The sequence below is a fragment of the Haloarcula sp. CGMCC 1.2071 genome (assembly GCF_037078445.1).
GTDB classification, from domain to species: Archaea; Halobacteriota; Halobacteria; order Halobacteriales; family Haloarculaceae; genus Haloarcula; species Haloarcula amylolytica.
Genome location: NZ_JAYMGY010000025.1, coordinates 1 through 23,873 on the forward strand (window position 1 = coordinate 1; position 23,873 = coordinate 23,873).

The 23,873-nt window shown below is 55.4% G+C and carries 23 protein-coding genes and 4 pseudogenes; 13 read left to right on the top strand and 14 right to left on the bottom strand.

Annotated features, from left to right (window positions below; all coding sequences use genetic code 11):
* Positions 1-258, top strand: a pseudogene (locus VI234_RS19845) (hypothetical protein); the annotation flags it as partial.
* Positions 259-279: 21 nt separating this feature from the next.
* Here the strand turns inward: VI234_RS19845 and VI234_RS19850 are convergent.
* The 3 genes from VI234_RS19850 to VI234_RS19860 form a co-directional block, all read right to left on the bottom strand.
* Positions 280-510 carry a hypothetical protein gene (locus VI234_RS19850; protein WP_014030570.1) on the bottom strand — a complete coding sequence of 77 codons (231 nt, stop codon included), beginning with the start codon at positions 508-510 and terminating at the stop codon, positions 280-282.
* A gap of 184 nt (positions 511-694) precedes the next feature.
* Entirely contained in the window at positions 695-985 is a 291-nt protein-coding gene (locus VI234_RS19855) for an ArsR/SmtB family transcription factor (protein WP_008308706.1), read from the bottom strand.
* 67 nt (positions 986-1,052) lie between these two features.
* Positions 1,053-1,361, bottom strand: coding sequence for a hypothetical protein (locus VI234_RS19860; protein ID WP_008308705.1), 309 nt, complete (start codon positions 1,359-1,361; stop codon positions 1,053-1,055).
* Between the two features lie 1,592 nt (positions 1,362-2,953).
* Here VI234_RS19860 and VI234_RS19865 point away from each other — a divergent pair.
* The 4 genes from VI234_RS19865 (at position 2,954) to VI234_RS19880 (ending at position 6,732) form a co-directional block, all read left to right on the top strand.
* Positions 2,954-3,286, top strand: coding sequence for a hypothetical protein (locus tag VI234_RS19865; RefSeq protein ID WP_008308704.1), 333 nt, complete (start codon positions 2,954-2,956; stop codon positions 3,284-3,286).
* A gap of 5 nt (positions 3,287-3,291) precedes the next feature.
* On the top strand, positions 3,292-3,897 hold the full coding sequence (locus VI234_RS19870; protein WP_336331029.1) for an FAD:protein FMN transferase: 606 nt from the start codon (positions 3,292-3,294) through the stop codon (positions 3,895-3,897).
* A gap of 100 nt (positions 3,898-3,997) precedes the next feature.
* Positions 3,998-4,426 (top strand): universal stress protein, encoded by a 429-nt coding sequence (locus tag VI234_RS19875; RefSeq protein ID WP_008308702.1) that lies wholly within the window; start codon positions 3,998-4,000, stop codon positions 4,424-4,426.
* A gap of 125 nt (positions 4,427-4,551) precedes the next feature.
* On the top strand, positions 4,552-6,732 hold the full coding sequence (locus VI234_RS19880) for a heavy metal translocating P-type ATPase (RefSeq protein WP_336331030.1): 2,181 nt from the start codon (positions 4,552-4,554) through the stop codon (positions 6,730-6,732).
* Between the two features lie 111 nt (positions 6,733-6,843).
* Here VI234_RS19880 and VI234_RS19885 read toward each other — a convergent pair.
* Positions 6,844-7,820: pseudogene (locus VI234_RS19885) on the bottom strand (IS1595 family transposase).
* Positions 7,821-8,129: 309 nt separating this feature from the next.
* On the opposite strand from VI234_RS19885, the gene VI234_RS19890 reads away from it, so the two are divergent.
* Positions 8,130-8,381, top strand: coding sequence for an AbrB/MazE/SpoVT family DNA-binding domain-containing protein (locus tag VI234_RS19890; RefSeq protein ID WP_004965070.1), 252 nt, complete (start codon positions 8,130-8,132; stop codon positions 8,379-8,381).
* Positions 8,382-8,816 (top strand): PIN domain-containing protein, encoded by a 435-nt coding sequence (locus VI234_RS19895; protein ID WP_336331031.1) that lies wholly within the window; start codon positions 8,382-8,384, stop codon positions 8,814-8,816. It abuts the gene before it with no gap.
* 46 nt (positions 8,817-8,862) lie between these two features.
* Here the strand turns inward: VI234_RS19895 and VI234_RS19900 are convergent, their stop codons facing one another.
* Positions 8,863-9,165, bottom strand: coding sequence for a hypothetical protein (locus VI234_RS19900; RefSeq protein WP_442905045.1), 303 nt, complete (start codon positions 9,163-9,165; stop codon positions 8,863-8,865).
* Between VI234_RS19900 and VI234_RS19905 the strand changes: the two genes are divergently transcribed.
* Positions 9,164-9,487, top strand: a complete 324-nt coding sequence (locus VI234_RS19905; protein ID WP_336331040.1) for a hypothetical protein — start codon at positions 9,164-9,166, stop codon at positions 9,485-9,487. The genes VI234_RS19900 and VI234_RS19905 overlap by 2 nt on opposite strands.
* Before the next feature lie 207 nt (positions 9,488-9,694).
* Here the strand turns inward: VI234_RS19905 and VI234_RS19910 are convergent, their stop codons facing one another.
* Positions 9,695-11,041, bottom strand: coding sequence for an orc1/cdc6 family replication initiation protein (locus VI234_RS19910; RefSeq protein WP_008308684.1), 1,347 nt, complete (start codon positions 11,039-11,041; stop codon positions 9,695-9,697).
* 1,021 nt (positions 11,042-12,062) lie between these two features.
* Between VI234_RS19910 and VI234_RS19915 the strand changes: the two genes are divergently transcribed.
* The gene (locus VI234_RS19915; RefSeq protein ID WP_008308683.1) at positions 12,063-12,245 is read left to right on the top strand and encodes a hypothetical protein; all 183 of its coding nucleotides are present in this window, start codon (positions 12,063-12,065) and stop codon (positions 12,243-12,245) included.
* A 365-nt stretch (positions 12,246-12,610) separates the two neighbouring features.
* Here the strand turns inward: VI234_RS19915 and VI234_RS19920 are convergent, their stop codons facing one another.
* A complete protein-coding gene (locus tag VI234_RS19920) occupies positions 12,611-13,300 on the bottom strand; it encodes a hypothetical protein (RefSeq protein ID WP_008308682.1) in 690 nt (229 codons plus the stop codon).
* A gap of 13 nt (positions 13,301-13,313) precedes the next feature.
* Positions 13,314-13,979: a helix-turn-helix domain-containing protein gene (locus tag VI234_RS19925; protein WP_336331041.1), complete on the bottom strand. Its 666-nt coding sequence runs from the start codon at positions 13,977-13,979 to the stop codon at positions 13,314-13,316.
* A gap of 339 nt (positions 13,980-14,318) precedes the next feature.
* On the opposite strand from VI234_RS19925, the gene VI234_RS19930 reads away from it, so the two are divergent.
* Genes VI234_RS19930 through VI234_RS19940 form a run of 3 tightly spaced genes read left to right on the top strand, consistent with a single transcriptional unit; the run spans position 14,319 to position 15,655 of the window.
* A complete protein-coding gene (locus VI234_RS19930; protein WP_336331032.1) occupies positions 14,319-14,834 on the top strand; it encodes a hypothetical protein in 516 nt (171 codons plus the stop codon).
* Positions 14,821-15,396, top strand: coding sequence for an ATP-binding protein (locus VI234_RS19935; RefSeq protein ID WP_336331033.1), 576 nt, complete (start codon positions 14,821-14,823; stop codon positions 15,394-15,396). The genes VI234_RS19930 and VI234_RS19935 overlap by 14 nt, the downstream gene beginning before the upstream one ends.
* Entirely contained in the window at positions 15,371-15,655 is a 285-nt protein-coding gene (locus tag VI234_RS19940) for a hypothetical protein (protein WP_336331034.1), read from the top strand. Before VI234_RS19935 ends, VI234_RS19940 begins: the two co-directional genes overlap by 26 nt.
* A gap of 157 nt (positions 15,656-15,812) precedes the next feature.
* On the opposite strand, the pseudogene VI234_RS19945 reads toward VI234_RS19940, so the two are convergent.
* The 6 genes and pseudogenes from VI234_RS19945 to VI234_RS19970 form a co-directional block, all read right to left on the bottom strand.
* Positions 15,813-15,995 (bottom strand): annotated as a pseudogene (locus VI234_RS19945) (IS5/IS1182 family transposase); the annotation flags it as partial.
* A gap of 416 nt (positions 15,996-16,411) precedes the next feature.
* A pseudogene (locus tag VI234_RS19950) lies at positions 16,412-17,017 on the bottom strand (transposase); the annotation flags it as partial.
* Between the two features lie 59 nt (positions 17,018-17,076).
* On the bottom strand, positions 17,077-17,457 hold the full coding sequence (locus VI234_RS19955) for an Lrp/AsnC family transcriptional regulator (RefSeq protein ID WP_336331035.1): 381 nt from the start codon (positions 17,455-17,457) through the stop codon (positions 17,077-17,079).
* Positions 17,458-17,532: 75 nt separating this feature from the next.
* Complete coding sequence (locus VI234_RS19960) at positions 17,533-19,770, bottom strand: amino acid permease (RefSeq protein WP_336331036.1); 2,238 nt, start codon at positions 19,768-19,770, stop codon at positions 17,533-17,535.
* Positions 19,767-20,198 (bottom strand): universal stress protein, encoded by a 432-nt coding sequence (locus VI234_RS19965; protein WP_336331037.1) that lies wholly within the window; start codon positions 20,196-20,198, stop codon positions 19,767-19,769. The genes VI234_RS19960 and VI234_RS19965 overlap by 4 nt, the downstream gene beginning before the upstream one ends.
* Positions 20,199-20,313: 115 nt before the next feature.
* Positions 20,314-21,846 (bottom strand): TrkH family potassium uptake protein, encoded by a 1,533-nt coding sequence (locus VI234_RS19970; RefSeq protein ID WP_336331038.1) that lies wholly within the window; start codon positions 21,844-21,846, stop codon positions 20,314-20,316.
* A gap of 163 nt (positions 21,847-22,009) precedes the next feature.
* Between VI234_RS19970 and trkA the strand changes: the two genes are divergently transcribed.
* Entirely contained in the window at positions 22,010-23,368 is a 1,359-nt protein-coding gene (gene trkA, locus VI234_RS19975) for a Trk system potassium transporter TrkA (protein ID WP_336331039.1), read from the top strand.
* Positions 23,369-23,873 lie beyond the last annotated feature (505 nt).

Consider the following 23,873-nt stretch of genomic DNA (forward strand, 5'->3'; position numbering starts at 1 on the left):
CCTGTCTCAGAGCGTTACTGCTTCGAAAATGCGTCCGCCGAAAACCCGGCGACGAAGCGCTCAAAATCATCCTTGAAACAGCGCTATGACGCCACCAACAATCGCTTACCCAAGAGCGTTATTTATTTGAAACAACCCGACGTCCGAGCGGTCGTCCGCCATACCGCTGCCCGAACTGCGGAGGCGACCGGTGACACCGACTTCAAGAGAGTCCGTCTAATCGGTGAACGAAATCAGTCTATGAAATCCTTCTCATAGATCTGAAAAATTGATGCGAACTCAGGTCTGGCTCTGATAGAGAAGAACTAAAATGGCAAGTCCGATGAAGAAGTCCGGGAGAAACACGAACGCGCCGATGTTTGGGCGAGGTCGGAAGCCGAAGACATTGTGTACTACTGGATTTGACGTACCCGCGTATAGGAGCAGCGCGAGGCTTAGCACAAGCAGGCTTGCTGTGTACTTGTTCGGAAGGTCGCGATAAAGCTGCATGTAGATGGCTGCGAGTGCCACCAGTAACACGAGGTTTAGAGTTGTAAAGAAAACCTCCATCCGAATGAGCAGTTCAACTTGGGAGGACAGCGCCCTCGACGGAGGGCCATGGGATGGAACTGATGTGAAGAGTGCGACTAGGAGTGCGATACCACTCGCGGCGGTCGCACTCGCTACTGTCGTTCCAAGTGGACTCTTGATCCAGTTACGAATCATCATCAACTCCGGCCTGTTCCGCCACGTCTTCCATGATGTCGAGGTTGTTCATCATTCGGTCTGAGAGGAAGTACATCTGCCCGTAATTGTCGCCCTCCGTGGTCACGATATTGCTCTCTTCGAGGACTTCGAGGTGGTGCTGCACTGTTTTGTAGTTCAAATCTAGGTCATTCGACAATTGGTTGGTGTTTCGTGGCTGGTCATTGAGTGCGCGGAGGATACGAAGCCGATTGCGGCCTCCACGAGACCCACCAATGAGCCACCAGAGCAACTGCCGCATCTATTGAGTATTCATTTGGTCGGTGCAAATACATTCTGTCTCAGTCCGAACGATACTATACCCCGAATTAGTCACTGATCCAGGAGATAATCCGATCAGCGATTTCACCGTTATTGTCGTCTTGCATCATGAGATGTGTATTTCCGGATATCCCTTCGTCTGGAAGGCTAAGCAGCGTCGATGCGGGACTTGTCTCTCCTGCGAACTCTGCAGTTGTCTGGGTCGCTTCCTTGCGACCAGTCTGCCCACGCTCGTCGACATAATCGCCATACACACCCATGAACGGTGCATCACCACCCATCTCCGCCACAGTTTGCGGGTCAGTCGGCGCACCGACCGGCTCAACTGCGACAATCCGTTCAACGAGGTCCGGCATAGCTTGTGCAACCGTGAATCCGGAACTACCGCCCGCTGAGTGAACGAGCAGCACTGCCGGACCAACACGATCGAGAAGCGCCTCTAGGGCGGCAGTCTCTTGGGATGGTGTGAACCGGCTCCCACCGCCACCTCCGGTAGTCGACCCAGTCTGGGTTCCAGCTGTGGTCTCAGTGGAATCCGCAGGTGTGGGGTTCTGGTCGCTGCCACGTCCACCCGTCTAGCTTCCACTTTGTCTACCGCCACCTCCGCCACCAGTGCTAACGTATGCGGGGAATGACGCAACGAGTTGGCCGACCGACTCGACCGGGTATCGAACGTCCTCGTATGGGTCACCGGCTTCAGGTCCGAACCCCCACGTCGGCCAGGCTCGATCGATAGACCACCGGGAGAGTGACACAGAGTCAGAGTTCTGGAGGGCAGCAGTGTCTAAGCCACCTGAATCGACGTTTCGAGGCGGGTTAAATACATACACTGGATGGCCAGCTTCGGCAAAGTACTCCACCCAGCCGCGTCGACCGTCAGGTGTCGTCCGGTAAATGTACGGTGACAACCCAAGGCCGGGCACCATTACGACGGGTGACTTGTCGGTGGCTGTTTCGGGCTGTGTATATACGACTTCAGCACGTCCGTCGATGACCGTACTACTGCTTGTGTTTGCGTTGCCGACGTAGAAATTACCGAACGTCGGAGAGTCGTCATTCTGTTGTTCAGATTGCGGAGAGGCCTCAGAAGCGGACTGTGTATTGGTGTTCGGTCCGCTGTTGTCGGTTGTGCTATTGCACCCTGCGATAGTCGCAGCAAGTGCGACCCCAGTTGCGCGAAGAAACGCTTTCCGAGAGATACCCGATGACATACAGATCGTACTGGCCGGGGATCTGACTTAGTCGATTGCCGAAATCGGCCACAGGTTAGGCACAAATTCATTCCAGTTCATGCAGAACGCCCGATATTGACAGATGATAGTACGTTGAGGGAACTACTGTGTCGCTCAGAGCATATACATTGAGAGCACCGGTCTCAACTTCTGGCTCAGTTGTGATGTTGAGACTATAGCGAGTTTAGCAGGGCTGTGAAGCGTGGATTTGACCGATTCGGTCAGCGGAAACTGCCCAGATGGCTCTCCAAGCGGCCATTCTTGTCACACACCCATCCATATGGACAAATTTTCGAGACTTCCAGCAGCGTAGCCACTCAGACGGCGCGCTAACCCGAACAGAGTACCTCACTACCCGATCCCGGTTTCCTTCTTCAGTAGCGTCAGCGTGTTGTCCGCTGTAATCACCGGTGAGTGCTCATACTCGCCAGTCAATCCGGCTTGGATGAGGAGATCGATAGCGCGCCAGATCGAGTACGCTTCATTCCGTACGCAGGGCAAACAGGGGATTGCCAGTAGTGCCAGTTGCTCGATAACGAAGTCACATACATACTCAGAATCCACCTCGCGCTCTGAATCGATTCGATAGCCGTACGAAAATTCGATGGTTGGACGCGAACGCCTTACTAAGCCTGTCTCAACCCTCTATCTGCAATGGCAGAATGCAACGACCGCCACGCCGAAGATAGCGGTTCTAAACAGAGGGGTAGCTAATTATGCGCGTTCCTGTCCCGAAGAACAAACTCGTCGCATTCACGCTCGTCGGTGCGCTCCTCACAGCTGGTGTCGCTGGAGCCCTTGCTCTGCCCGGCGGCGGCCTCGCACAGGCTGGCGAGCAACCTAACTCACCAGATACGCCTGCGTCAGACGACTCACAACAGGTTACTGCGGATGCGCCGACGCCGAATCAGGAGTTCACCCCAGCAGCCCAGACACAGTCCGGATACGAGGACGAAGAACACGAGGAGTATGAAGAGGACGACGAGGATGAAGACGAAGAGGAACACGGGAACGAAGAACATGAGGAAGAACACGAAGAGGAAGAGTGACTGAGATGACGGGTCCGCTCGCATCGGTCTATGAACGGTTCGGGAACACCTACCGCGAGTTCGAGTGTTGTGACACGACGTTTCGGATTCAGGCGATGGGCGTTCGGGCCGAGGCTGGGGCAACTGCGGCCCGAAAAACGGCTGAATCACTCGAAGCCCAGCTGAACACCTTCGATGCGGCGAGTGCCGTCAACCAGCTCAACCGTGAAGGAGAAGTCAGGAACGAACACGTTGTCCGAATCGTTCGCCGTGGAATCGAATACAACGACCGAACCGGCGGGGTGTTCGATATTCACCAGGGCCGCGTCGAACAAGGCCTCAAAACGTTCTTGCGTGATGACAGTGAGACACTACCAACAGAGTTTGATACCGGAACTGACGATTCGCATGCGACGATCACGTTCTCGGCGCCAGGCGAGGAAGCTGAGGACGCTGAGGCCCCAGAGAGAACGAAGATACCGAGACTGACGTACTGTTCGAAGAGTTGCGCGAGTGGCATGCTTCAGGCGATGGACGCTTCGAGTGTGAACTACTCGGAGGTCGATACAACCAAATCGAGGGAGCAGGTTGTCAAAACGATTGGCGTTCAACCGTCGAATCCAAACGAGTGATGCTCCCCAACCCGATTCATCTGAACGCTCCAAGACGAATCGTCGTCGCACAACCCACTGAGCAGTACATTCATTTCAATTCAGCATCAAATAGTTTCTCATGCCTGTCAACGTTCTCATCGCCTTCGACGGCTCCCCGCTTTCAGAGCGGGCGCTCACATACGCTATCGAGACCTTCCCGGACGCGCCCATCACCTCGATTTACGTTATCAATCCTCTCGACTCCGTTATCGATGTGGAGGCTGGCGGCTTACCAGTTGCCGAGGACTGGTACGACAATGCCAAAGAACGAGCAACCAGAATCCACGCGACGGCTACGGACCTCGCGGCGGAACGTGATACCGAACTCGTTACCGTCACGGAAGTCGGAAAACCGGGACGAGCAATCCTCGAATACGCTGACGACCACGATGTCAATCAGATCGTCATGGGTAGCCACGGCCGCTCAGGAATCGACCGTGCACTTCTCGGGAGCGTTGCCGAGACAGTTACCCGCCGAGCGCGAATCCCGGTGACGATCATCAGCTGAAGCATTCGGACCGGGGGAGCAGACGAGAATCCACCGTGTGAAACACCCGCTTCGTACGCAGTCAGACAGAAACACAATGACAGACCGACAATACAAAACCATAGTACAGTACATAGGGATATCGCGTGACCGTTACTGAGTCGCCTCCGCTATCGACCTGTACCATCCAGATCGAACGGCGAGGCGGTCGCGGCGAAGCGGGTGCGCGAGCTCTCGAACGCTACCTTGGAGACACACCCGGTGTCCACGATGTCGACGTCTCGTTCCGAACGGGGAACGTTCGAATCACCTACGACGAGAGCGTCACCTCGGGGGTGCAACTTCGAGAAGCGGTCCGCGACCGCAACGTCTCGATCGAGAACGAGCGCGACACGGCCCCCGACGAGGTGACCACACGCTCGGAACTCAGGCAGGAGGCCGTATTTGTCGGTCTAACCTTGCTCGGGATGGTAACCGGCCTCGCGACAGGATGGCTCAATGGCCCGCCACTCCTCATGTGGGGCGGCTACGGCGTCGCGTACGTCTTCGGCGGGTGGTACGGACTCAAAGGGGCCATCGAGACGCTCCGCCACCGTGCGGTCGACATCGACCTGTTGATGATCGTCGCCGCGCTCGGGGCGCTCTCGATCGGAGCACCCTTCGAGGGTGCGATGCTTCTCTTCCTGTTCTCGCTGTCGAACACGCTCCAACACTACGCAATCGGCCGCTCGCGGCGGGCGATCAAGTCGCTCGTCGAGATGCGACCGGACGAAGCGCAGGTCCTTCGTGACGGTGAGGAGGTCACAGTACCCATCGATGACATCGATGTCGGTGACGTGTTCGTCGTCCGCCCCGGTGACAAGATTGCGCTCGACGGCGTCGTCACGTCCGGCGAGGGAACGGTCGACCAGGCCTCGCTCACCGGCGAATCCGTCCCGGTACCGAAGGAACCCGACGACGAGGTGTTCGGCGGCACGATCAACGAGAGTGGGAGCCTCGAAATCGAAGTCACACGGCAGGCCCACGAGTCGGCGATCAGCCGCCTTATCACCATGGTCGAACAAGCCCAGAGCGAGAAGGCCCCGACACAGCGGCTCATCGACCGGCTCGAACAACCGTACGTCCTCGGGGTGTTCGGGCTCACAATCGCAGCTATCGCAATTCCACTCGCGCTCGGAAGTGAGTTCACGGGGACGTTCTACCGCGCGATGACACTCATGGTCGCCGCCTCGCCGTGTGCGGTCATCATCTCGACGCCCGCGGCAGTCCTCTCAGCAATCGCCTCCGGTGGCAGGCAGGGCGTGCTGTTCAAGGGAGGCGAACACGTCGAGACAGCAGCGAATATCGACGCAGTCGCCTTCGACAAGACCGGCACACTCACACAGGGCGACACGCAGTTGACCGACGTATTCGTCCGTGATAGTGCGGCGGACGAGACACTAACCGAGGACTCGCTTCTCTCGCTCGCGGCCGCAGTGCAGGCCCGCTCGGAGCATCACCTCGCTCGTGCGACCGTGGCGGCGGCAGACGAACGATCACTCGACACACCCGACGCCGCACGGTTTCAGTCGGTAGCCGGGAAGGGGGTTCGAGCTGACGTCGGCGAGGAAACCATCCATATCGGGAACCGGAGCTACTTCCAGACAGTTCTCGGAGACGAATCAGTCGACGGTCTCAAACCCGGCCTCAGCCGGCTCGAAACCTTAGAGGAAGAGGGAAAAACGAGCGTCCTCGTTGCCCGAGAGAGTCACGTCGACATCAGCGTCTTGGGGTGGCTTGCGTTCACCGATACCGTTCGCCCTGACGCGGCCGAGATGATCGACAAGCTCCGATCGCTCGGCGTGGAGCATATCGTCATGCTGACGGGCGATAACGAGCGCGTCGCACAGCGCATTGCCGACGAGGTCGGCATCGACGAAGTCCAGGCGGAACTGCTACCGGAAGAGAAAGTGGCGACGATCGAAGAGCTGGTCGAACAACACGAGAACGTAGCGATGGTCGGTGACGGTGTTAACGATGCCCCAGCCCTCGCCACAGCGACCCTCGGCATCGCGATGGGGGGTGCAGGGACTGATGTCGCGCTCGATACTGCTGATGTGGTACTGATGGGCGATGATCTCAGCAAGATTCCCTACGTACTCGGCCTCGGCCGCAGGACTCACCGAACACTCACCATCAATCTCGCCATCGCCTTCGGCGCGATTGCACTCATGGTCGGTACGATCCTCCTCCGTGGAATCCCGCTCCCGCTTGCCGTAGTCGGACACGAGGGGTCAACGGTTCTCGTCTCGCTAAACGGCCTTCGGTTGCTCGGCTTTCGTGGATGAGAAATTGGCCGGTGGGCAAGAGGCAGTCATCAACACAGAGGGCGAGTGAACAATCGAAAACACCTGCATTCGATGGACATTATTATTTCAAAAGGAGTCTCGCTCTCGCTCTTATGTAGAATTGTGGAAAGCCCCGATAACGAGACAATCAATGGTTGACTGGACGGATTCCCCAGCCAGGGTGAGGGAGCGAACGATGCCGAAGGTGTGAGCGGCCTGTTCCAAGCCCTGCTTGGACAGGCCGCGGAACTTCCGCAACCACGGCTGAACAAGCGAAAATAGGCACTCAGCCTGGTTAATATGGACGCCTTCTGGCGAAACGTACCTCTCTTTGTGTACGACCGTTCGGTGGTCAAAGTCCATCTGTCGGTATGCCTGGAGTCCGTCGGTCCAGACCTCTCCCAGCGGCTGGGAGAGGTCTTCAGCCTCCTGAATCACAGGCTCAAGATCACCTTCGTAATCAATACCCAGTTGGCCACGAATTACACGTAGCGAGTCGCGGCACGCCGCGACGAGTGTCAACTGATCACCGTGGCGGCCCCGCCAGCGTGATCGACCTGTCTGGGATGAGCCGCCGCGAGAACGGCTGTTCCGCGGCGGCTCTTGGCCTTTGTAGCCCGAGCAGACTCTGCCAGATTCGTCCACTTGTACGATCCATCGATAGTCTGGTCGAGGAGTCTCCAGACGGCGGGGAAGCCGCGCTGAACCGCGGCTTCCACCTCCCGAATCGCCGTGTGAACGGTTTTGTAGGCCCGATCGAGCAACGGTGCGATCTGGTTGATACTGAGCAACGTATCTGCGTAGAGCGTGAATGCGAGAAATACCTCGCCGCAGGTGAGGTGTTTCTCGTGAAACGGCGTTCCGTAGGTGTAGACCGGCCTGAAATTGCAGTCACGGCACCAGACGCGGTCGAGATGCGGCCACGTTTGAACGGAGTTGTGCCCGCACCGTGGACAGGACGTATTCTCCCAGAATTCCTTGAGTCGCCGCTCGATCCGGGCATCGAGCGGCTCGGTGTCGATATCAACGACGCCCAGCTCGATCAGCTCTCGAAACGTTGCGCCGAACGCCGGCTGAGCAGAAGACATACTCCCAGATTATGGCCGGCTCAGTGTAACTACAGGGTCTTTCCGTAGCTCTACACAAGAGCGGCAGCTACTATCTACTTTTGTTGGTTAAGTTGACCGAGTCGTTGCACCGCCCCGCACCGGGTTTCCGGTGATGCAGGCATATGCGTTAGGTGGATCACAAAATATAGCGCAAATGTTCCGTGGTCCAAGGGACGGTCCCCACCACTCTCGGAGTAAATCAATGACTTTCCATTGGAATCTCTCCTGTAGCGCAGGGTAGTGTGGCGACACACTAGGCTTTTCACAGACGATTACCTACTGAGAGATATGAGCAGCGACAGGATCGATGCCGAAAGTAAGGTGTCCGGGAATCAAGCAAACATCCCTGCCCGGATTCGACGTGAACTCGATATCGACGATGGTGATCAGCTCCGCTGGCAACTCGAAGACGACGGGAGCATCCGAGTGCAGGTCATCCAACAGCAAACGGGTACGTTCGCCGATTTTGACGGCTACGCTGGTGAGGAGTCGACCGATGTAACGAGCGATCACGACGCCTGGGGCGTCGACGTCGAGTAAATGCCTCGGGCACTCATCGATACGACAGTCCTCTTTGCCGCCGCATATCGGCGGGATGGATCCCACGACGTTGCGCTCCCGGTGCTCCAAGGCATCGACAATGGAACGCTTCCGGAAGCAGTCGTCCTCGACTACGTGCTCGCGGAAACGCTCAACGGCCTCACGACCCACGCCGGCCACGACGCAGCCGTCGATCTCCTTGATCGCATCGAAGAAAACGCCCGCTTCCACATCGACTCCCTCACCACCGACGCCCTCGCGACAGGGAAGGCCCTCTTTCGCCAACACGAACCCCTCTCCTTCGTCGATGCCTGCATTATCGCGTATATGCAAACCGAGGGACTCGGCTACCTGTATGCGTTTGATGACGATTTTGACGCTGTCGGGAATGTCTATCGACTCGATACAGCAACGAGTCCCTTCGACCCAAACTGACGCTGGCAGACGGCACAGCTGGCGACGACGGCCGGTCTCAGGATAGTCACATCTCGTAGTCAACCGCTAGCTCCTGATACTCGTCCCACTCCGAGAGCCAGTCGTCGTCGACCTCGCCGTGCGTCTCGAGGTAGCGCAGTAAGGCGTCGATTTCGGCTTCGAGGCCATACTTCGCCGCCTGCTCTCGGTGGTCTGCCTCGTGGGTGTCGACGCGGCTGAGCAGCAGTAAGCAGTACGAGCGGTGGCGGCTGCCGTCGTCTATCATAAAGACGTGATAACACGAAATGTGGTTAACCAACAAATCTATGCCAATACGCGCTTTGTTGGTTAACACAAGCCAACCGCTAATCTCTCACGAGCCACCGACCCCGCCGGCGGACCTCCCGACAGATATCCTCAACACACTCAATGGCTACTCTCCAGACCAACTCCAGCACGTTGCACGCTACATCGAGGAGCTAGCAGAGCACAAAGCTTGCGAGGTCCGCCTCGAGGTGGACTCGGATGAGGACGAGGTTGACGAGCGGCAGGATGAGCTTCCGGACAACGTCCCGCCGAAAGCTACAGTCACAATCAAGGAGATCAACGACAACCGCTACTATTACTGGCAGTGGCGGGAAGGCGATAAGGTAATCTCCAAATATAAAGGGCCAGTCAACCCGGACGAATAAGACGACAACTGTTGTTATTTCGTCGGATCACACCCCCCGTGTGCGAAGTGAATTCGCCGACAGAGTCGAGGTAGGGCTCCCCGTGTGCGATATGATTTTGGTCGCTTTCCGCGTGGACCCCGTGTGAGAGATGAATTGACTGATGAGTCTAGAGGAGACACCCCGTGTGCGAAATGAATTTGGTGCCGCCGTCGGCGTCTCTTCGTGTTAGTTCCCTTCGAAGAAATCGTCTATCTGCGCGTTGACAACAGATTTGACAAGATCTTCCTCGTGTTCAGCACCCTCAAGTCGGAAGTCAGTCTGGAGTGTCTCGGCGACCACTTTCGGATCGTCGACAAATGTGTACTCCTTGTGGACACCACTGCCGTAGCCGCGCCCACGTTTCTCAGACGTGACGAAATTATAGGTTTCAGCCTCATTCATATATCGCAAATAGGAGTCGCGCGATTTTTCAGCAGCATCTAGAATGTCGGTGAGATACTGGTACACCCGGTAGGCAACCGTACTGGGGACAGCATTCAAATTTCGCTGCGAGTAAACAGGAACAATCGCGGTGGCGTAAAGTGAGAGTTTCTTCTGCGTTGACAATCCCTGCATCTGTGTTAGCGTTCGGTCCCGTTCGGCCTCTTTCTGAGCATCGCGAACATGCGCTTCACGGACCGCATCTTCTTCAGCTCGGTCGGCGATTTCACCCGCCTTTCGGAACAGATCGATTGCTTTCCGTGCGTCACCGTGATCCTGAGCAGCAAATGCGGCACTGATCGGAATAATTCCGTCCTCAAGGACGTTGTCTTGGTACGCGTCGCGACGGCGTTCGAGAATCGCCTGCAGTTGGTTCGCATCGTAGTCGGGAAAGACGACGTCCTGCGGATTGAACGAACTCTCTGCCCGGCCGTCGAGATCCTCCATGAACCGGGGGTCATTCGTAAGCGCAGCAACGGATACGTGCCCCTCGATGCGACCAAGCTGGGAGGCTCGCGACAGTTGGTAGAGCAGTTTCGAATACGCCGGCTCATCGTTCGGATCACGTTGCCGACCCACCAGGAGGTCGACCTCGTCGAGAATGATGATAGCTGAGTCGAAGTTGTTGCTCAAAATCTCGTAGAATCGATCAAGCTTCTGGTCAGTCGAAATCCCACTCTCTGGGACGCCGACGTCGACGCCAGCTTCTTCAGCCGCGTTCTTCACAAGTCGATAGACAGCCCGGTCGTGGGATTTGATCGTCTGGCAGTTGATTTTGATGACGCCGAACCGATCTCCTTGCGAGGTCGCGAGTTCGAGAACCTGCTGACAGACCGCATTGATGATGAGTGACTTGCCGGTTCCCGACGGCCCATAGAGGAGCATATTGGGTGGTCGATTCCCCTGTAGTGCCGGTCGTAGGTAGGTGATGATGTCGTCCAGTTGGTCATCGCGACCGACAATCCGGTCCTCATCGATGACGGCATCCGGGTCGAGAAGTCCCTTATCTCGAAAGACAGAGTTCTGAACGCCTTCCTGAAGACGGCCTTTAATAGATTGTGAGAGGGATTCTTGATCGTCGCCGTCAGGCATGTTTGCGCAGTTAGGTCGAAACTATAAATAAATATTGATACCGTGTGCGAGGTTAAATCATCCGAATTCAATAGGTAGAGTGTATTTAGGCGAGGGTCGTAGATGGAGTTGGGTAACCGCGGGCGAAATCAATTGGTCGTAGTCACCCCCCGTGTGCGATATGAAATCCCGAATAATTCATCAAACAGCTGTTGATGTCAAGGCGAGTCAAAAGAACTCGGCGGAGGCACCCCCCGTGTGCAAGATGAAATATCAGACGTAGTCTCGGGCCGGATAGTACCAAGAATATCTCTCGGCTATCCTGAGTGAGATGGGATCTCGTCACTAAGCTACCCCCACACCCCGTGTGCGATATGAATTTAGCGAGAGGGGGAACGGGGATGAATCATCTGAGGAACTTGGTATTCGCCCGGAGAACCCACGAGACGACATAGGACCGGCAAAGACCGTCAACCCACGAAAAAGCAAAGGTACAATTGAGAGTTGTTATGTCACGAGAGATACTATTCCGTTTCGACCGACTCTAGTACCAGTACGGATCTGGTTGACAGAGTAACTATGTAAAGATTGCCATAAGATATAGTCATCTTAATATTGCTGTCTTTGAGATTTCTTTTCCATGAAATCGCGGATTTCTGGTGTTTCGTTGTCTATCTCTTCGACCACCCCCTCCCACTCTCCTCCCGATTTCATATTGCACACGGGGTGTGGGGGTTCGACCTCGTGGCCCTCGAAATAACCAACAAACCCACTCCGAACCACTCTCGTGCTGGTTAAAGACGTAGACTCCGACGAGATTTCGTCGCGAGTCAACAACTCCGGCAACGACGATCCCCATGTCATTGAGCTGCTGGACCACGAGCAATCGGCCTTGGTGAGTTCAGTTCGGGATAGCTGTCGTGGTTCCTCGTCGCTACTCCATCCGTAAGCAACTGCCGAATCAACGAACGATCATTATCGGCCCAAATAGCGTCCTCGGCTCCAGGGAGGTTATATCATCTTCTCTGAAGTGAAGAATATTATGGACATGGCCGATAGGATTGTGTTACTCGGTTTTGCGGAGTTGGCCATCGACCTCGTAGAGCCAGCCACGGTCAAGAAGCCGATCGATCACGTATACTGCATCAGTGTGCTCCTCGATATGCTCAGACTCAGCCAGAAGGAACTCATGTGCTTCACTCTTGGAGAGTTCGTCAGTGCCTGAGGCGTACGCCCTCTCCAGTGTCTGGTAGGCACTTTGGATCCAGTCTGGGAATGGGGGTTGACCTGTGTGTTTCATGGGCATAGTCAGTCAACTATACACTGTAATTGAGAGCCTGCAACTTTATTCCCCGGAGGGTTGGATAGGTAACTCTAATTTTGAGACTGAGACACTCTAAGTGTAAGATCTTGGTTACAGGGATAATCACGACCAACATTCTAGGGGCACATCGTATCTCTGCTGACAGACACGAATCAATAGTGTATCGTCCACAGTTCGAGCCCTGTGGGTAATTTCCTTATTCGCTTACGTACTGTGGTCAGCAATCATCGAACATTCAGTTGTTTCACGAGACGGCGCCAGGAACCTTACCGAAGTTGGTCTCGCTGCTCGGACAGGAACGAGACGAGGTCGTCGACCGCATCCGCTGGTAGCGTTTCCTGTCGGAAGACTCCCTTGAACGAGTCTTTGAAGCCGTCCTGCTGGAGTCGATCTAACACTATTTCGATCTGACCATCGAGCTTCTTCGGGTCACCTCGATGGACGTGCCGTTCGATACGGTCGAACTCCGCACGCGTGCTGATGACGACGAGGTCGCGGGTATCAGCTTTCCGGCCGCTGTGGAGTTTCATCGCGAAGAGGAGGGCTGGCTCCGGGATTCGACCATCGAGGTCTTCGGCGACGTCAAGCGATTCGACGGTGCTGTGTTCGTGGAGATAGCGATACGACCACTCCGCGTCCGTCTGTCGGCACCCCATCGCGTCGACGAGTGCCTCGAACTTGACTTCGTTATCTCCGACCTGCTTCGTGTACTGGACCATCCGACCGTCGTACTCGTTCGAGACGTCCTTCTCGAACTGCTTCTCGTACCCGAGGTCGCGAAGGAGCGAGTCGTACTCATCGAGTGCCGTGTCCGGAATTACGGTGTCGATGTCCGTCGTGAACCGCGTCTGGAACGCCGAGACCGCCCAGCCACCCACGAGAACGTACGGCAGTTCGGCGTCCCGTACCGCCCGATGCGTGTCGACGAGTTCGGATTGGCGCTCGGGGAGACTCATTTTATCAGCCCCGTTAGTCCCCGCTCATCGCGCTGTGGTGCGACGCGTCGACGTCCCTGTCGTACTCGTTGGCGATGATCTCCAAGGCGGGCTCGTATGCTGGACGGTTCTCCATCATCTGGTCGACGGCGGTATCCAACGGAATCACGGGGTTGCCGTCGACCCACTCGGCGTCGATACCGTCGGTCTTCGGAAACAACACGTAGTGGACGTTCCCGTCGACATCGCTGGCGTCCGGGCGCTCGTTGATCGTCGTGTCGACACCGAACTGCTGGAAGAACGCAATCCACCGTTCGATGTCACGGTCGTGGATTTCGATGAACACCGGGTAGTCGTCGTGACCGCGAGCGATCTGGTAGCCCCCGTGCGTCCAGACGTACGCAGCGTCGATCTCTGTGTACGCGAACTCCATGCCGGCGAAGTGCGGGATGACGTACGCGTCCTCCTGGGAGATGGTGTCGCGGCTGTACAACGCAGCAATCATCTCGGCGTACTGCTGACGCATTTCGTGGTCGACGATCTGGAGTCCACTATCGGTAATAGCGACAATTTCAGCGTCTTCTAACCGCTCGATCCAGTCGTACACCCACGAGTATGAGACGTCAATTTTACTCGCGACACGATTGATAGAATCGCCACGCTGAACTGCCAACACGATCTTCGCGGCCGTGGCGTCCATTAATTCGATCATTGTTGAAATTGCCTCCTAGTCTACGCCGGCGGTCTAGCTCTCAGTTATCGCTAGAGAGATAGTAATATATAGAACTTCCGGCTAGGTGCAGGAAATACATAGAATCTCGGAATAGAGGTTCCTAACCAACGCAGCACCCACCAATTACAAAGAGTCTCAACCGAGAGATTAGAATTCGAATAAACGGGGGTGAGAATCTCAGTCCAATTGACCTAGATTACCGCGATAATCATGACCTCACTACTGCTGATTCATCTCGGATATTGTAATCACGGCACATGATTTATGTTTGGAAATCTATTGGTTAGTTCTGAAGGTTAGAATTGAATGCAAATTGGGACGAAAATTTGGGATAGTGGGTGGGGAGCAGTCTTCCTAACCGTCTACACAGGCGTGGCCATCCAACTCCTCAGGCCAGAACCACTCTTCCTGGAAACACTGTCCGTCCTCCCGACAATACTGGTCATGTTCCTAGCCGATCGGCAGAACGACCGGCTAATCAACTCCTTCGCCGGAGGCGAACTGAGACGGTCCACAGACCAAATACAGAAAATCACGGGACACGACGACTTCTACGAATCCGCTTCCGAAGAACTCCAGAACCGAGTGGATGACTTCGACCGCCGCGCTTACCAGAAGAATATCTCTATCCTCGCAGGCTTGATTATTGCCTTGACCACTCCCTTCGTCGGGTTCTACCTCCGTGGTACTCTCGGACTGGGTATTGGGCTGGTCATCGGCCTTCTCGCTACTCAACTCCTGACCCGGCGGAGTATCCAGGAACTCAACAGACTCGCACAGAACATCAGTGAGCCGTATACAGCCAAATATGAAAATCAGTAGACTCCACATCGATGGGTTCGCGGTTGAGGACTACCAGAGAATCACGAAAGAGGATATCGCTGGTGGCGATCTCCTCCTCAAGGGCGGAAATCGTTCAGGTAAAACCCTGGCAATTAACGCTCTTTTGTATGCACTCTACGGCCCCCGGGCTACACTCGGTATCCAGCCCGGGCGAACGAGCACAGTAGAAATCCAGTTCGATAACGGGCACCAACCCCATCGCGGTGGGGGAGGTCGCTCCTACGATGATGGTACAGAGGAAGTCGAAAAAGAAGCCGCTGAGGATCGCCTCGAAGAGCTAATCGGGCCAGAGGACATCACCACTCTCCAGTTCGTTCACTCCGAGACCGACAAACTCCCACTCTCTCGGCTCTCGAAACCACAACTGATTCAGTCTATCCGCCAGATAGTTGGGAGCAATCTTCAACAAGAACTTGAGGACTATCGAGACGAACGAGACTCTCTTGAGCAGGAGATCGAGCAGGTTAGACGTACCGAGCTGGCACCGGTTCAGCGAGAGTTGGAGGAAATTGATATTGGGCAGGTCAGAAAGCCGGCTTGAGAAAATCGAGAAGCTTCAGTCGCTTATTGACACCGGGCGAATCGAAATCATCAGAGATCGGCTCTTAGAAAACGAGGAACTCAACGAGGAACTACAGGACCTCTACGACCGGAAGCGAACGATAGAACAGGAACTCAGAAAGAAAGACCGCCAGTTGCGTGAGGCCCGCCGGTATACACAAGAGGTCAACGACCTCATCCTCAACGCGATTGAAGAGCTGTCTTGTCCTGTCTGTGACCAAGTTGTCGCGGAGAGCTAATCATAGGCTAGATCGAGGCAAGTGCCCACACTGTGGGCAAGATCGGTCTCTGGATGATCTGAAAACGAATCTTCGCAGCCGTGTTGAGTCCGCTGACGACACAGTAAACCAGCTAGAAGCGGAGATTGTGCTCTGTTGAATAGATGTTTAGTCACAGTTAGAGCGGCTCACAGTGCGGTTCTATGTTTGTGATGGCGAACATCAGGACGATTTCACGGAACTGCCGATACCAGCCAAGCGCTCGCACGGCATCGCCGAGCGAGCGCTTGATCGTCGAATACGAGGTTTCGGCCATCCAGCGCTGAGAGTAGCCTTTTGACCGGATAAGTGCGTTATTCGCGGTTGCATTCAGTGATGAACCGCGGTAGTGAACGAGTTGACCTCCTCCCACGCCTTCAGGCGTGGGATTCCCGCGGCACCGCACCGCTAGGTTGGGAGTTTCAGGTTTGTAGCCAGGTCGGCATGACCGGACTCCTGGCGGGGCCAAGCCGCCGTTACTCCTATCCCCGGTATGGGATTCAGAGTTACCGTGTGTCGGAATCCACAGCCAGCGGCCCGAAAGGGATTCTTTTGGACGTAGCGTGGCCCGAATCCCGATATTATCCGTTTATCTGGGCGGCTGATCCGCCTCGGTGTGGTCATGCATACAGTGTCACTGGTTATAAAACTCCGGCTGAGTGAGGCTACAGGCGAAGCTGCCGGGTTGTCGGCTTCATCCACACCCCTGAAGGGGTGGGCTTTCGCCTTGCTCCCGCTGTAATCGATATCGAGTGCGGCAATCTCGTACTCGGTGTGCCAGTCCTGGAAACCGTTGTCGGCGGCGACGGACAGCAGGTCGTCCGCGTTCCGGCGGACGACCTGCGGCCCGGTCTTTGTATCGTGTTGCCAGCGTGCCGAGATGTGTACATCCAGCACAGCGAGCGATTCCACGTCGGTCAATGTCGTCACTTTCAGCGTCTGAACGCTGTTTCCGGATCGTTGGCGGTAGTACGATGAAGAGATGCGGCGGTCGAAAAACGTGCTGTCGAGTGCTACGTGACCGGACTGCGGGTGTTGCTGCGCTGAAACGCGCAGCAACGCCCGCCAGACCGACATCTTCAGCCGGTCGAAGGACTTGTAGATCGTTGTGTAGTCCGGGAGATCGTCCTGATCAAGCTCAAGAATGTCACGGAGTTCAGCCATGTATTTCAGTCGATTCGGCGTTTCACGGTAGCTGTGCTCCTCTTCGACCCGGAAACAGTGCAAGACAACGTGAGTCCAGCGGGCGAACCCGCCGCTGGCGGGCTCGCCCGCGTGCTTCCCTAACGCTTGTTTGACTAGACGCCGACACTGCTCAACGAAGTCGAGGATATCGATCTCCATAGGCAGAGTCGATTTCCTCGGCTTCGTCCTTCTACTCCGTGATTCCGCCAGATAGATCGCTATTCAACACGGCAGATTTGGAGATTTTCACGGCCTGATCGGAGTTCACGAACATTCACTACCCTAGGAACGGAAAGTGCCTGTCTGGCGAGACTTTCCTGTTCGCTTGCAGAAGTGTTACAGACAAATAGATTGGTCAGGCGGCTCTCACACCGCTCGTAATCGATGTCAGCGTGATACCCTTTGATGATACCGTCGTCCTCAAGGTGACCGATACGATTGCGAATCGTGCCTAGAGAGACATCCATTTCATCGGCAAGCATCGGAGCCGAGACGTTTCGTGCGTCTTCCTGCAGCGCGTAGATGATACGCTTGTCAAGTTCGTTGAGACTCCGACTCATATTGAAACCCAGACAGTGAATACCAATTTCTTTTTCCACCTGCATCTCGCTAGCGAATCGCTATTTCAACGAGTTTTAGCACAACCGAACTGATAATGTGGAGAGGTCCCCCATTCAGAACAGTCGCTCAATCAGGCCTCGGTCACGGTGTTTCTCCGCCAGCAGTACCGAACACTCCACGTCGTCAACAACGTCTAACACGAGCGACCTGGAGACGAGTCGGCGAAGTAACCCTTCCTCAGTCGCGCCAAGGAGCAGGAGTGTGGCGTCATCAGCGGCATTCATAATAGCTGTTTCGACGTCACCGGATTTGACGAGGAGTTCGGCGTCCTCTAATCCCTGGTCGGCCGCCCAATCCTGGAGGAACTGCTCGCCTGCCCCGCGGTCGTCGTTGACGTTGAGCAGCGTCACCTCGGAGTTGTATTCGGACTGGAGCAACTTCGCAACGTTGGCTGACAGCTCAGAGTCCGGGCCGCCAGCTGTGGGAAGGAGGATACGCGAGGGGTCGAACCCGCGGTCACGGAGGACGAGGAAGTCACAGGGGACCGCCTCGGTGAGTTCGTCCATAGCCGATTCGGCCCGCCCTGGTGAACCGTGTGAGTCCGGGCCCCATCCCATCACGACGAGGTCGGCGGTGTGTGTGCGGGCGGCATCGAAGATGGCTTCGTAGGATTTGTGCGAAAGGATGGTATGTGTCTCGACATCGACGCCGAACGTTTCAGCGTCCTCGCGGGCGCTATCAAGCAGGTGCTGTGAGCTCTTGTCTATCTCGTCGGACCGCTCGGCGGCGGCCGAGAGCGCCGTCTGATCGGGCACCGTGACGATGTGGGTGGCAATTACACTCCCGCCGCGCTGTTTGGCGATAGCGCTGGCGAGTGTGATGAGGTCCTTCTCGTGTTCGGGATTGGCCAGGGGCACCATCACACGGTACTGTCCGCCATCGGGTTGGACGCCGGCCGCCGCGCTGACGGCCGCGTCGGGCATCTCCTCGGACCGTGAAATGATGTGTTTCGAGAGAATCCCCTGTTTTTCGGTGCGTGAACGGGCATAGAGTCTGTACCATAGTACCGCCGCGGCGGCGATACCAAACGAAAGCAACAGTGCGTCTCCGGCGACGAACACCAGCAGCGCAAAGGAGAGCACGACGCCGAGAATCGGCATCAAGGGATACAATGGGACGACGAAGTCGGGCGTGTACTCCTCGGGGTTTACGTACCGCATGACGATGAGTGCGAGGTTCAGCAACCCGTAGATGATGAGATGGAGTCCCGATGCAGCGCCCGAAAGCAGCGTCAAGTCCCCGATGACGATAAACAGGAGAATCAGACCGCCAGTGATACCGATGGCTCTGTACGGCGTCCCGTAGCGGGGGTGTATCTCGTTGAGGGCCGGTGTAACGATCCGGTCACGTCCCATGGCGAAGTTGATACGCGAGGACGCGAGGATAGAGGCGTTCGCACTGGAAGCGGTAGCGAGCAAGCCGCCGAAAAGGAGTGCTCCTCCCATGGCGGCCCCCTGAATGTAATTACCGACTTCAACGACGGCGATGGGATTCTCGGCATCAGAGCTGATGATGTCTGCGATGAAGCCCTGTGGGACGGCCGCACTCATGATCACCAAGACAAGCGCATAGATGACAGTCACGATGACGACGCTGCCGATGACTGCCCGCGGGAGGTTCTTGCCGGGGTCTTTGATTTCCTCAGCGACGCTCGTGATCTGGACGAAGCCGAGATAGGAGACGAAAATGAGGCCCGTGGTTTCCAGGGTGGTGACGACATCAGTAGCAGCCGGGAGGTTCGACGGCTCGGCTCGGAGCGTCCCGAGGAACGTAAACACCGTGAGGATACCAATCAGCAGGACGACGATGATGTTCTGAAGCCGGCCCGTCTCCTTCGCACCAACGTAGTTGATGAGGACGAAGAAGGCTCCACCAACGAGCGCGATTATTTTCACCACGGTGATCGATATCGGGCCGACACCGATACTACCGGAGAGGCCGAAGATACGGGCGATATACCGGCCGAACCCGACCATGTAGAAGGCACTGGCGAAGGCCAGTCCGAGCCAGTTGGCCCAGCCAGCGACCGACCCGAACATCGGCCCCAGCGCGTGATTGACGTAGTAGTAGGCTCCACCCGATCGAGGCATCGCAGTGCCGAGTTCGCTGGCCGACAGTGCCGTGAACATGGCGATGACGCCACCCAAAACGAACGCCACAGATGCCAGCGACCCAGCCTTGAGGATAGCCTCGCCTGGCAGAACGAAGATGCCTGCACCGATCATCGTTCCAACACCGATGGTCAGTGCCGCGAGTGGTCCGAGGTCCTTGGCGAGGTCTTCCTCGCTCATGTCTCCTCCTCTCGGGGGAGCGCGATGACGGGGCGATTTGCTTGAGTCACCAGTTTCACCGAGATATCGCCGGACAGAAACTGCATGAGGCGATTCCCGCCGCGGGAACGGTAGGCAATGGCGCTGGCGTCAACCTCGTCAGCTGCTTCGAATATTTTCGCTGCGACATCCCGTCCGTAGGCGGTGTGGTCGTCGGCGTCAGGAAACACGGATCGGACAGCGGCGTACGATTCTGCTGCGAGGTCCTCGGACTGCTCAACTGGTGTCTTGTCCGGGACGCCACCGCCCTTCTCTACAACGTGAAGGGCGGTCACACTGGCTGGTCCGTATGGTTCAAGCGCGGTTGCCGTCGCTAACGCATCGGCTTCGTGAGCGACGGGAAGAAGTACGTGTGCAAGGATGTCTTCGTCGTCAGTCTCACTGCTCATACTGGTCAGTACAGCCACTATCTGTTAAGAGTGTATCCATCGGATAGCGGACGACAAATCGAAATTCACTGTCCTGTGGGGTTTCATCGGTCTCTGGGGACCATTCTTGCGACTCCTATCGCTGCCAAAAGCTGGGAGTGAAGACCACGAGCACGGAGATAATCTCAAGTCTACCGATCCACATTAGAAACACCATATAGAGCTTGGCCGGCGCAGAGAACGGCCGGAAGTTGTTCATTGGGCCGACGATACCCACACCCGGACCGATGTTCCCGAGTGTGGCAATCGTAGCACTGATTGCTTCGAGTGCGGAGATCTCGAGGCCGATACGGAGTGCGTCTAAATAGATTAAAACTGTTGAAAACACGAAGATAGAGGCGAATATAAGTATAAAAACCAATATATCTCGAACAGTTTCTTCATCGACTGTATCGTCATTCAGACGAATCGGTCGAACAGCCGACGGATGTATCGTCGTGAACAACTGTCGACCCATCGCTCGGGAGACAATATACCAGCGAATGACTTTGATAGACCCCGCTGCTGAGCCAGCAGATCCTCCGAGAAACATGGCGAACAGAAGAATCAGTTGAGTTGCCTCTCCCCATGTATTGAAATCCATACTGGCATATCCCGTGGTCGTGATGATTGCGATTGTCTGAAAGAGTCCCTGGCGTAGCGAATTTTCCAGATTCCCGGAGAGCTGACCGATATTGGTCGGGATCTCCGCTATCCCTAATCCAGTTACTAAGAGGATAGATAAGAGCGAGCCAATGGCAGCTATAGCGAGGAGATACGTTCGGAACTCTGGATTCTTCGTTAGTTGTCTCGGTTCACCGTTAAACAGGTACCACAGTAATGCGAAATTGGTTCCGGCAACGATCATGAACGGCATCACTGCCCACTGGACGATGGGAGCGAAGGCTTCAACACTCCGTGCTTCGGGCGAAAAGCCACCTGTCGGCATCGTCGTAAGAGCGTGTGCGACGGCATTGTAGGTGCCCATGTTTGGAGCGAGTCCAGCGAGGTTCAGGCCATAATAAACGAGAGCCGCGGCGACAGTGAACCCGAGATAGATTTTCCAGAGTGCACGGGCAGTTTCCTGAATCTGCGGCGTTAACTTCTCAAGTGAAAACCCGGGTGCTTCCTCGTTGATGATTTGGGCTCCAGCAACGGACAGTTCAGAGAGAATTGCGACCATGAGAACGATGATCCCCATTCCACCAATCCACTGTGTGAGTTGTCGCCATAACAAAATCGAGTGAGAGTGCTGTTCAAAAGAGATTTCTGCCAGAACGGTTGACCCGGTCGTCGTAAAACCGCTCATGCTTTCGAAAAGTGCATTCACGGGCTGTGCAATTGTTCCCTGACCAGCAATAAGATACGGGATGGCCCCAAAAATAGGAACGACGAGCCATGTGGCACTTACCATCAAGAGCGCTTCACGCTTGCCGAGTTTTCGGTCGTCACGAAGTTGTTCGAGGGCGAAACCAGCACCAAACATAGCTACTGTGGTGACAATAAACGGGAGTAGATACTCACCGTAATACACTGCAACTAGAGCCGGAACGAGCGGGGCAATGGATAGTTTCCGCAGGATTGTCCCAACGAAGCTGAATCCGGATCGCCAGTCGACGTAGCTTCTCATAGTAGAATCAACTCTCTCCGCTTAATTACCCGTCAACACCATGTTGAGAGGAGCATAGAAAAGTCTTCACGTCTCCGGATGCTGCCGGGAGTCTCGTATAGCTTAGTCATCAAACTGGGATATGCAGAACGACCATTAGTGGGTGTTGTCTATTAATCAGAGTATGAACGGTTCCCGGAAGCCAATGCAAGTAGTGATTGTCGGCGCTGGCCAGGTGGGGTTAAATATCGCAGCAAGTCTTTCTGAAAACCACGATGTCGTCGTTATCGATACTAGCCCCGAAAAAGTTGACCAACTCACTTATTCAATAGATGTCCTGGCGATCGAGGGAGATGGGACCTCTCTTGAGACACTGCAGGAAGCTGGCATTGCGGAGGCCGATATGCTCATCGCCAGCACAGACGATGATGAGACGAACCTAGTCACTTGTGGGACAGCAAAGACCGTCAGCGACGCCTTTACGATTGCCAGAGTCCGTAACGAGCTCTTCTTTAATACGTGGGAACTGTCTGAGGGGGCATTTGGTGTGGACTTCATGGTCTCAACGAACCTCCTGACAGCTGATAACATCGCTCGCATCGTCGGACTTCCAGCAGCAGTTGATGTTGAGACGTTCTCTGGCGGCCTTGTCCAGATGGCTGAATTTGAGCTTACGGAAGAAAACGAACTTGTCGGCCAAACTGTTGCGGAGGCGGACCAGTTCGAGGCACTGACATTTGCTGCGATTGCCCGAGATGAGGACATTATTATTCCGGATGGAGATTCCCTCATTGAAGCCGGAGATAGAGTGATTATCATTGGTGAGGCAGCAAGCATTCGGACATTTTCGAGAACAGTTGCCCCTGCTAATATCCCTGACAAAAGTGACGATATTGTCATTGTCGGCGGCAGCGATATCGGATACCATACAGCACAACGACTCGAAGATCAAGACATCGAGCCGCGGCTGATCGAACAAAATGCTGATCGAGCACAAGAACTGGCCGAGACGCTACAACACACCTTAGTCCTAAACCACGATGCAACTGATACGGAGTTCCTCCGCAGTGAAAATATTGGCCAGGTGAATACACTCATCACAGCGACAGATAGTGATGAAAAGAATCTTCTCGTCTCCTTGCTAGCCAAGGATATCGGCGTGCAGCGGACGGTTGCAATTGTTGAAGACGGGGATTACGCCCCGTTGTTTGAGGCGGTGGGCGTCAACGTTGCAGTCAACCCGCGCAAAGTCACTGCCGAGGAAATTATCCGCTTCACTCAAGAAGGACAGATCGAGAATCTCTCTTTAGTTGAGAATCGTCAAGCAGAGGTTATCGAGATCGAAGTCACTGAGGAGAGTGTTCTCGCGGACCGTCCGATCAACGAAAGCATCACTGACCTTCCATCCGAAGTTGTCATTGGCGCAGTCACCCGTGGCCGTGAGTTCATTGTCCCTCGGGGTGAGACCACTATCAAGCCTGGCGACCACGTCGTGCTCTTTGTTAGTACCCATATCCTCTCAGAAGTAATGAATGCCATCTGAGGGAGTCCCTGTGAATATGGGTGTTTACAACGGTCGAGAGTGTACTTCTATCAAATGCCCACTGATCCCCCATCGGACAACCAAGATTCTGGACAGATCTCAGATGAAACGGTCTACGAGGAAATGGAACCGTTCGTACCCTATACTACCCGAGAGTTGGCAGACCGCATCGGTACATCTCTCGGTAACATGTGGTCGATCCTTCGAAGTCTCGCCATGGCTGGGAGGATTCAAAAGAAGGAACTAGAGCCCAATCTCCGAATTTGGATGCGTGAACCGCCCGATAATACCTGTCCACACTGTGACTACGAATTCGAAGTGAAATTTCTCCATCCTGTGTTGTCCTCTGTCAGGTACTGTCCAAACTGTGGAAAGCAAATAAGTCAAACGCTCTTGCGTAGTAGATTGTTGATAGCGAGAGCTGCGGCTGAAAGTCGAAGAGGGCAAGGGCACCGCGCCAGCGGTGCCCGATATGTTCCCAATAAGTCGATTCGTGTCGGAATCG

Excerpts from the sequence above, each read along its gene's own strand:
- VI234_RS19855 (WP_008308706.1), bottom strand. The coding sequence starts at position 985 with ATGCGGCAGTTGCTCTGGTGGCTCATTGGTGGGTCTCGTGGAGGCCGC.
- VI234_RS19860 (WP_008308705.1), bottom strand. The coding sequence starts at position 1,361 with ATGCCGGACCTCGTTGAACGGATTGTCGCAGTTGAGCCGGTCGGTGCG.
- VI234_RS19865 (WP_008308704.1), top strand. The coding sequence starts at position 2,954 with ATGCGCGTTCCTGTCCCGAAGAACAAACTCGTCGCATTCACGCTCGTC.
- VI234_RS19870 (WP_336331029.1), top strand. The coding sequence starts at position 3,292 with ATGACGGGTCCGCTCGCATCGGTCTATGAACGGTTCGGGAACACCTAC.
- VI234_RS19875 (WP_008308702.1), top strand. The coding sequence starts at position 3,998 with ATGCCTGTCAACGTTCTCATCGCCTTCGACGGCTCCCCGCTTTCAGAG.
- VI234_RS19890 (WP_004965070.1), top strand. The coding sequence starts at position 8,130 with ATGAGCAGCGACAGGATCGATGCCGAAAGTAAGGTGTCCGGGAATCAA.
- VI234_RS19895 (WP_336331031.1), top strand. The coding sequence starts at position 8,382 with ATGCCTCGGGCACTCATCGATACGACAGTCCTCTTTGCCGCCGCATAT.
- VI234_RS19910 (WP_008308684.1), bottom strand. The coding sequence starts at position 11,041 with ATGCCTGACGGCGACGATCAAGAATCCCTCTCACAATCTATTAAAGGC.
- VI234_RS19915 (WP_008308683.1), top strand. The coding sequence starts at position 12,063 with ATGGACATGGCCGATAGGATTGTGTTACTCGGTTTTGCGGAGTTGGCC.
- VI234_RS19920 (WP_008308682.1), bottom strand. The coding sequence starts at position 13,300 with ATGAGTCTCCCCGAGCGCCAATCCGAACTCGTCGACACGCATCGGGCG.
- VI234_RS19925 (WP_336331041.1), bottom strand. The coding sequence starts at position 13,979 with ATGGACGCCACGGCCGCGAAGATCGTGTTGGCAGTTCAGCGTGGCGAT.
- VI234_RS19930 (WP_336331032.1), top strand. The coding sequence starts at position 14,319 with ATGCAAATTGGGACGAAAATTTGGGATAGTGGGTGGGGAGCAGTCTTC.
- VI234_RS19935 (WP_336331033.1), top strand. The coding sequence starts at position 14,821 with ATGAAAATCAGTAGACTCCACATCGATGGGTTCGCGGTTGAGGACTAC.
- VI234_RS19960 (WP_336331036.1), bottom strand. The coding sequence starts at position 19,770 with ATGAGCGAGGAAGACCTCGCCAAGGACCTCGGACCACTCGCGGCACTG.
- VI234_RS19965 (WP_336331037.1), bottom strand. The coding sequence starts at position 20,198 with ATGAGCAGTGAGACTGACGACGAAGACATCCTTGCACACGTACTTCTT.
- VI234_RS19970 (WP_336331038.1), bottom strand. The coding sequence starts at position 21,846 with ATGAGAAGCTACGTCGACTGGCGATCCGGATTCAGCTTCGTTGGGACA.
- trkA (WP_336331039.1), top strand. The coding sequence starts at position 22,010 with ATGAACGGTTCCCGGAAGCCAATGCAAGTAGTGATTGTCGGCGCTGGC.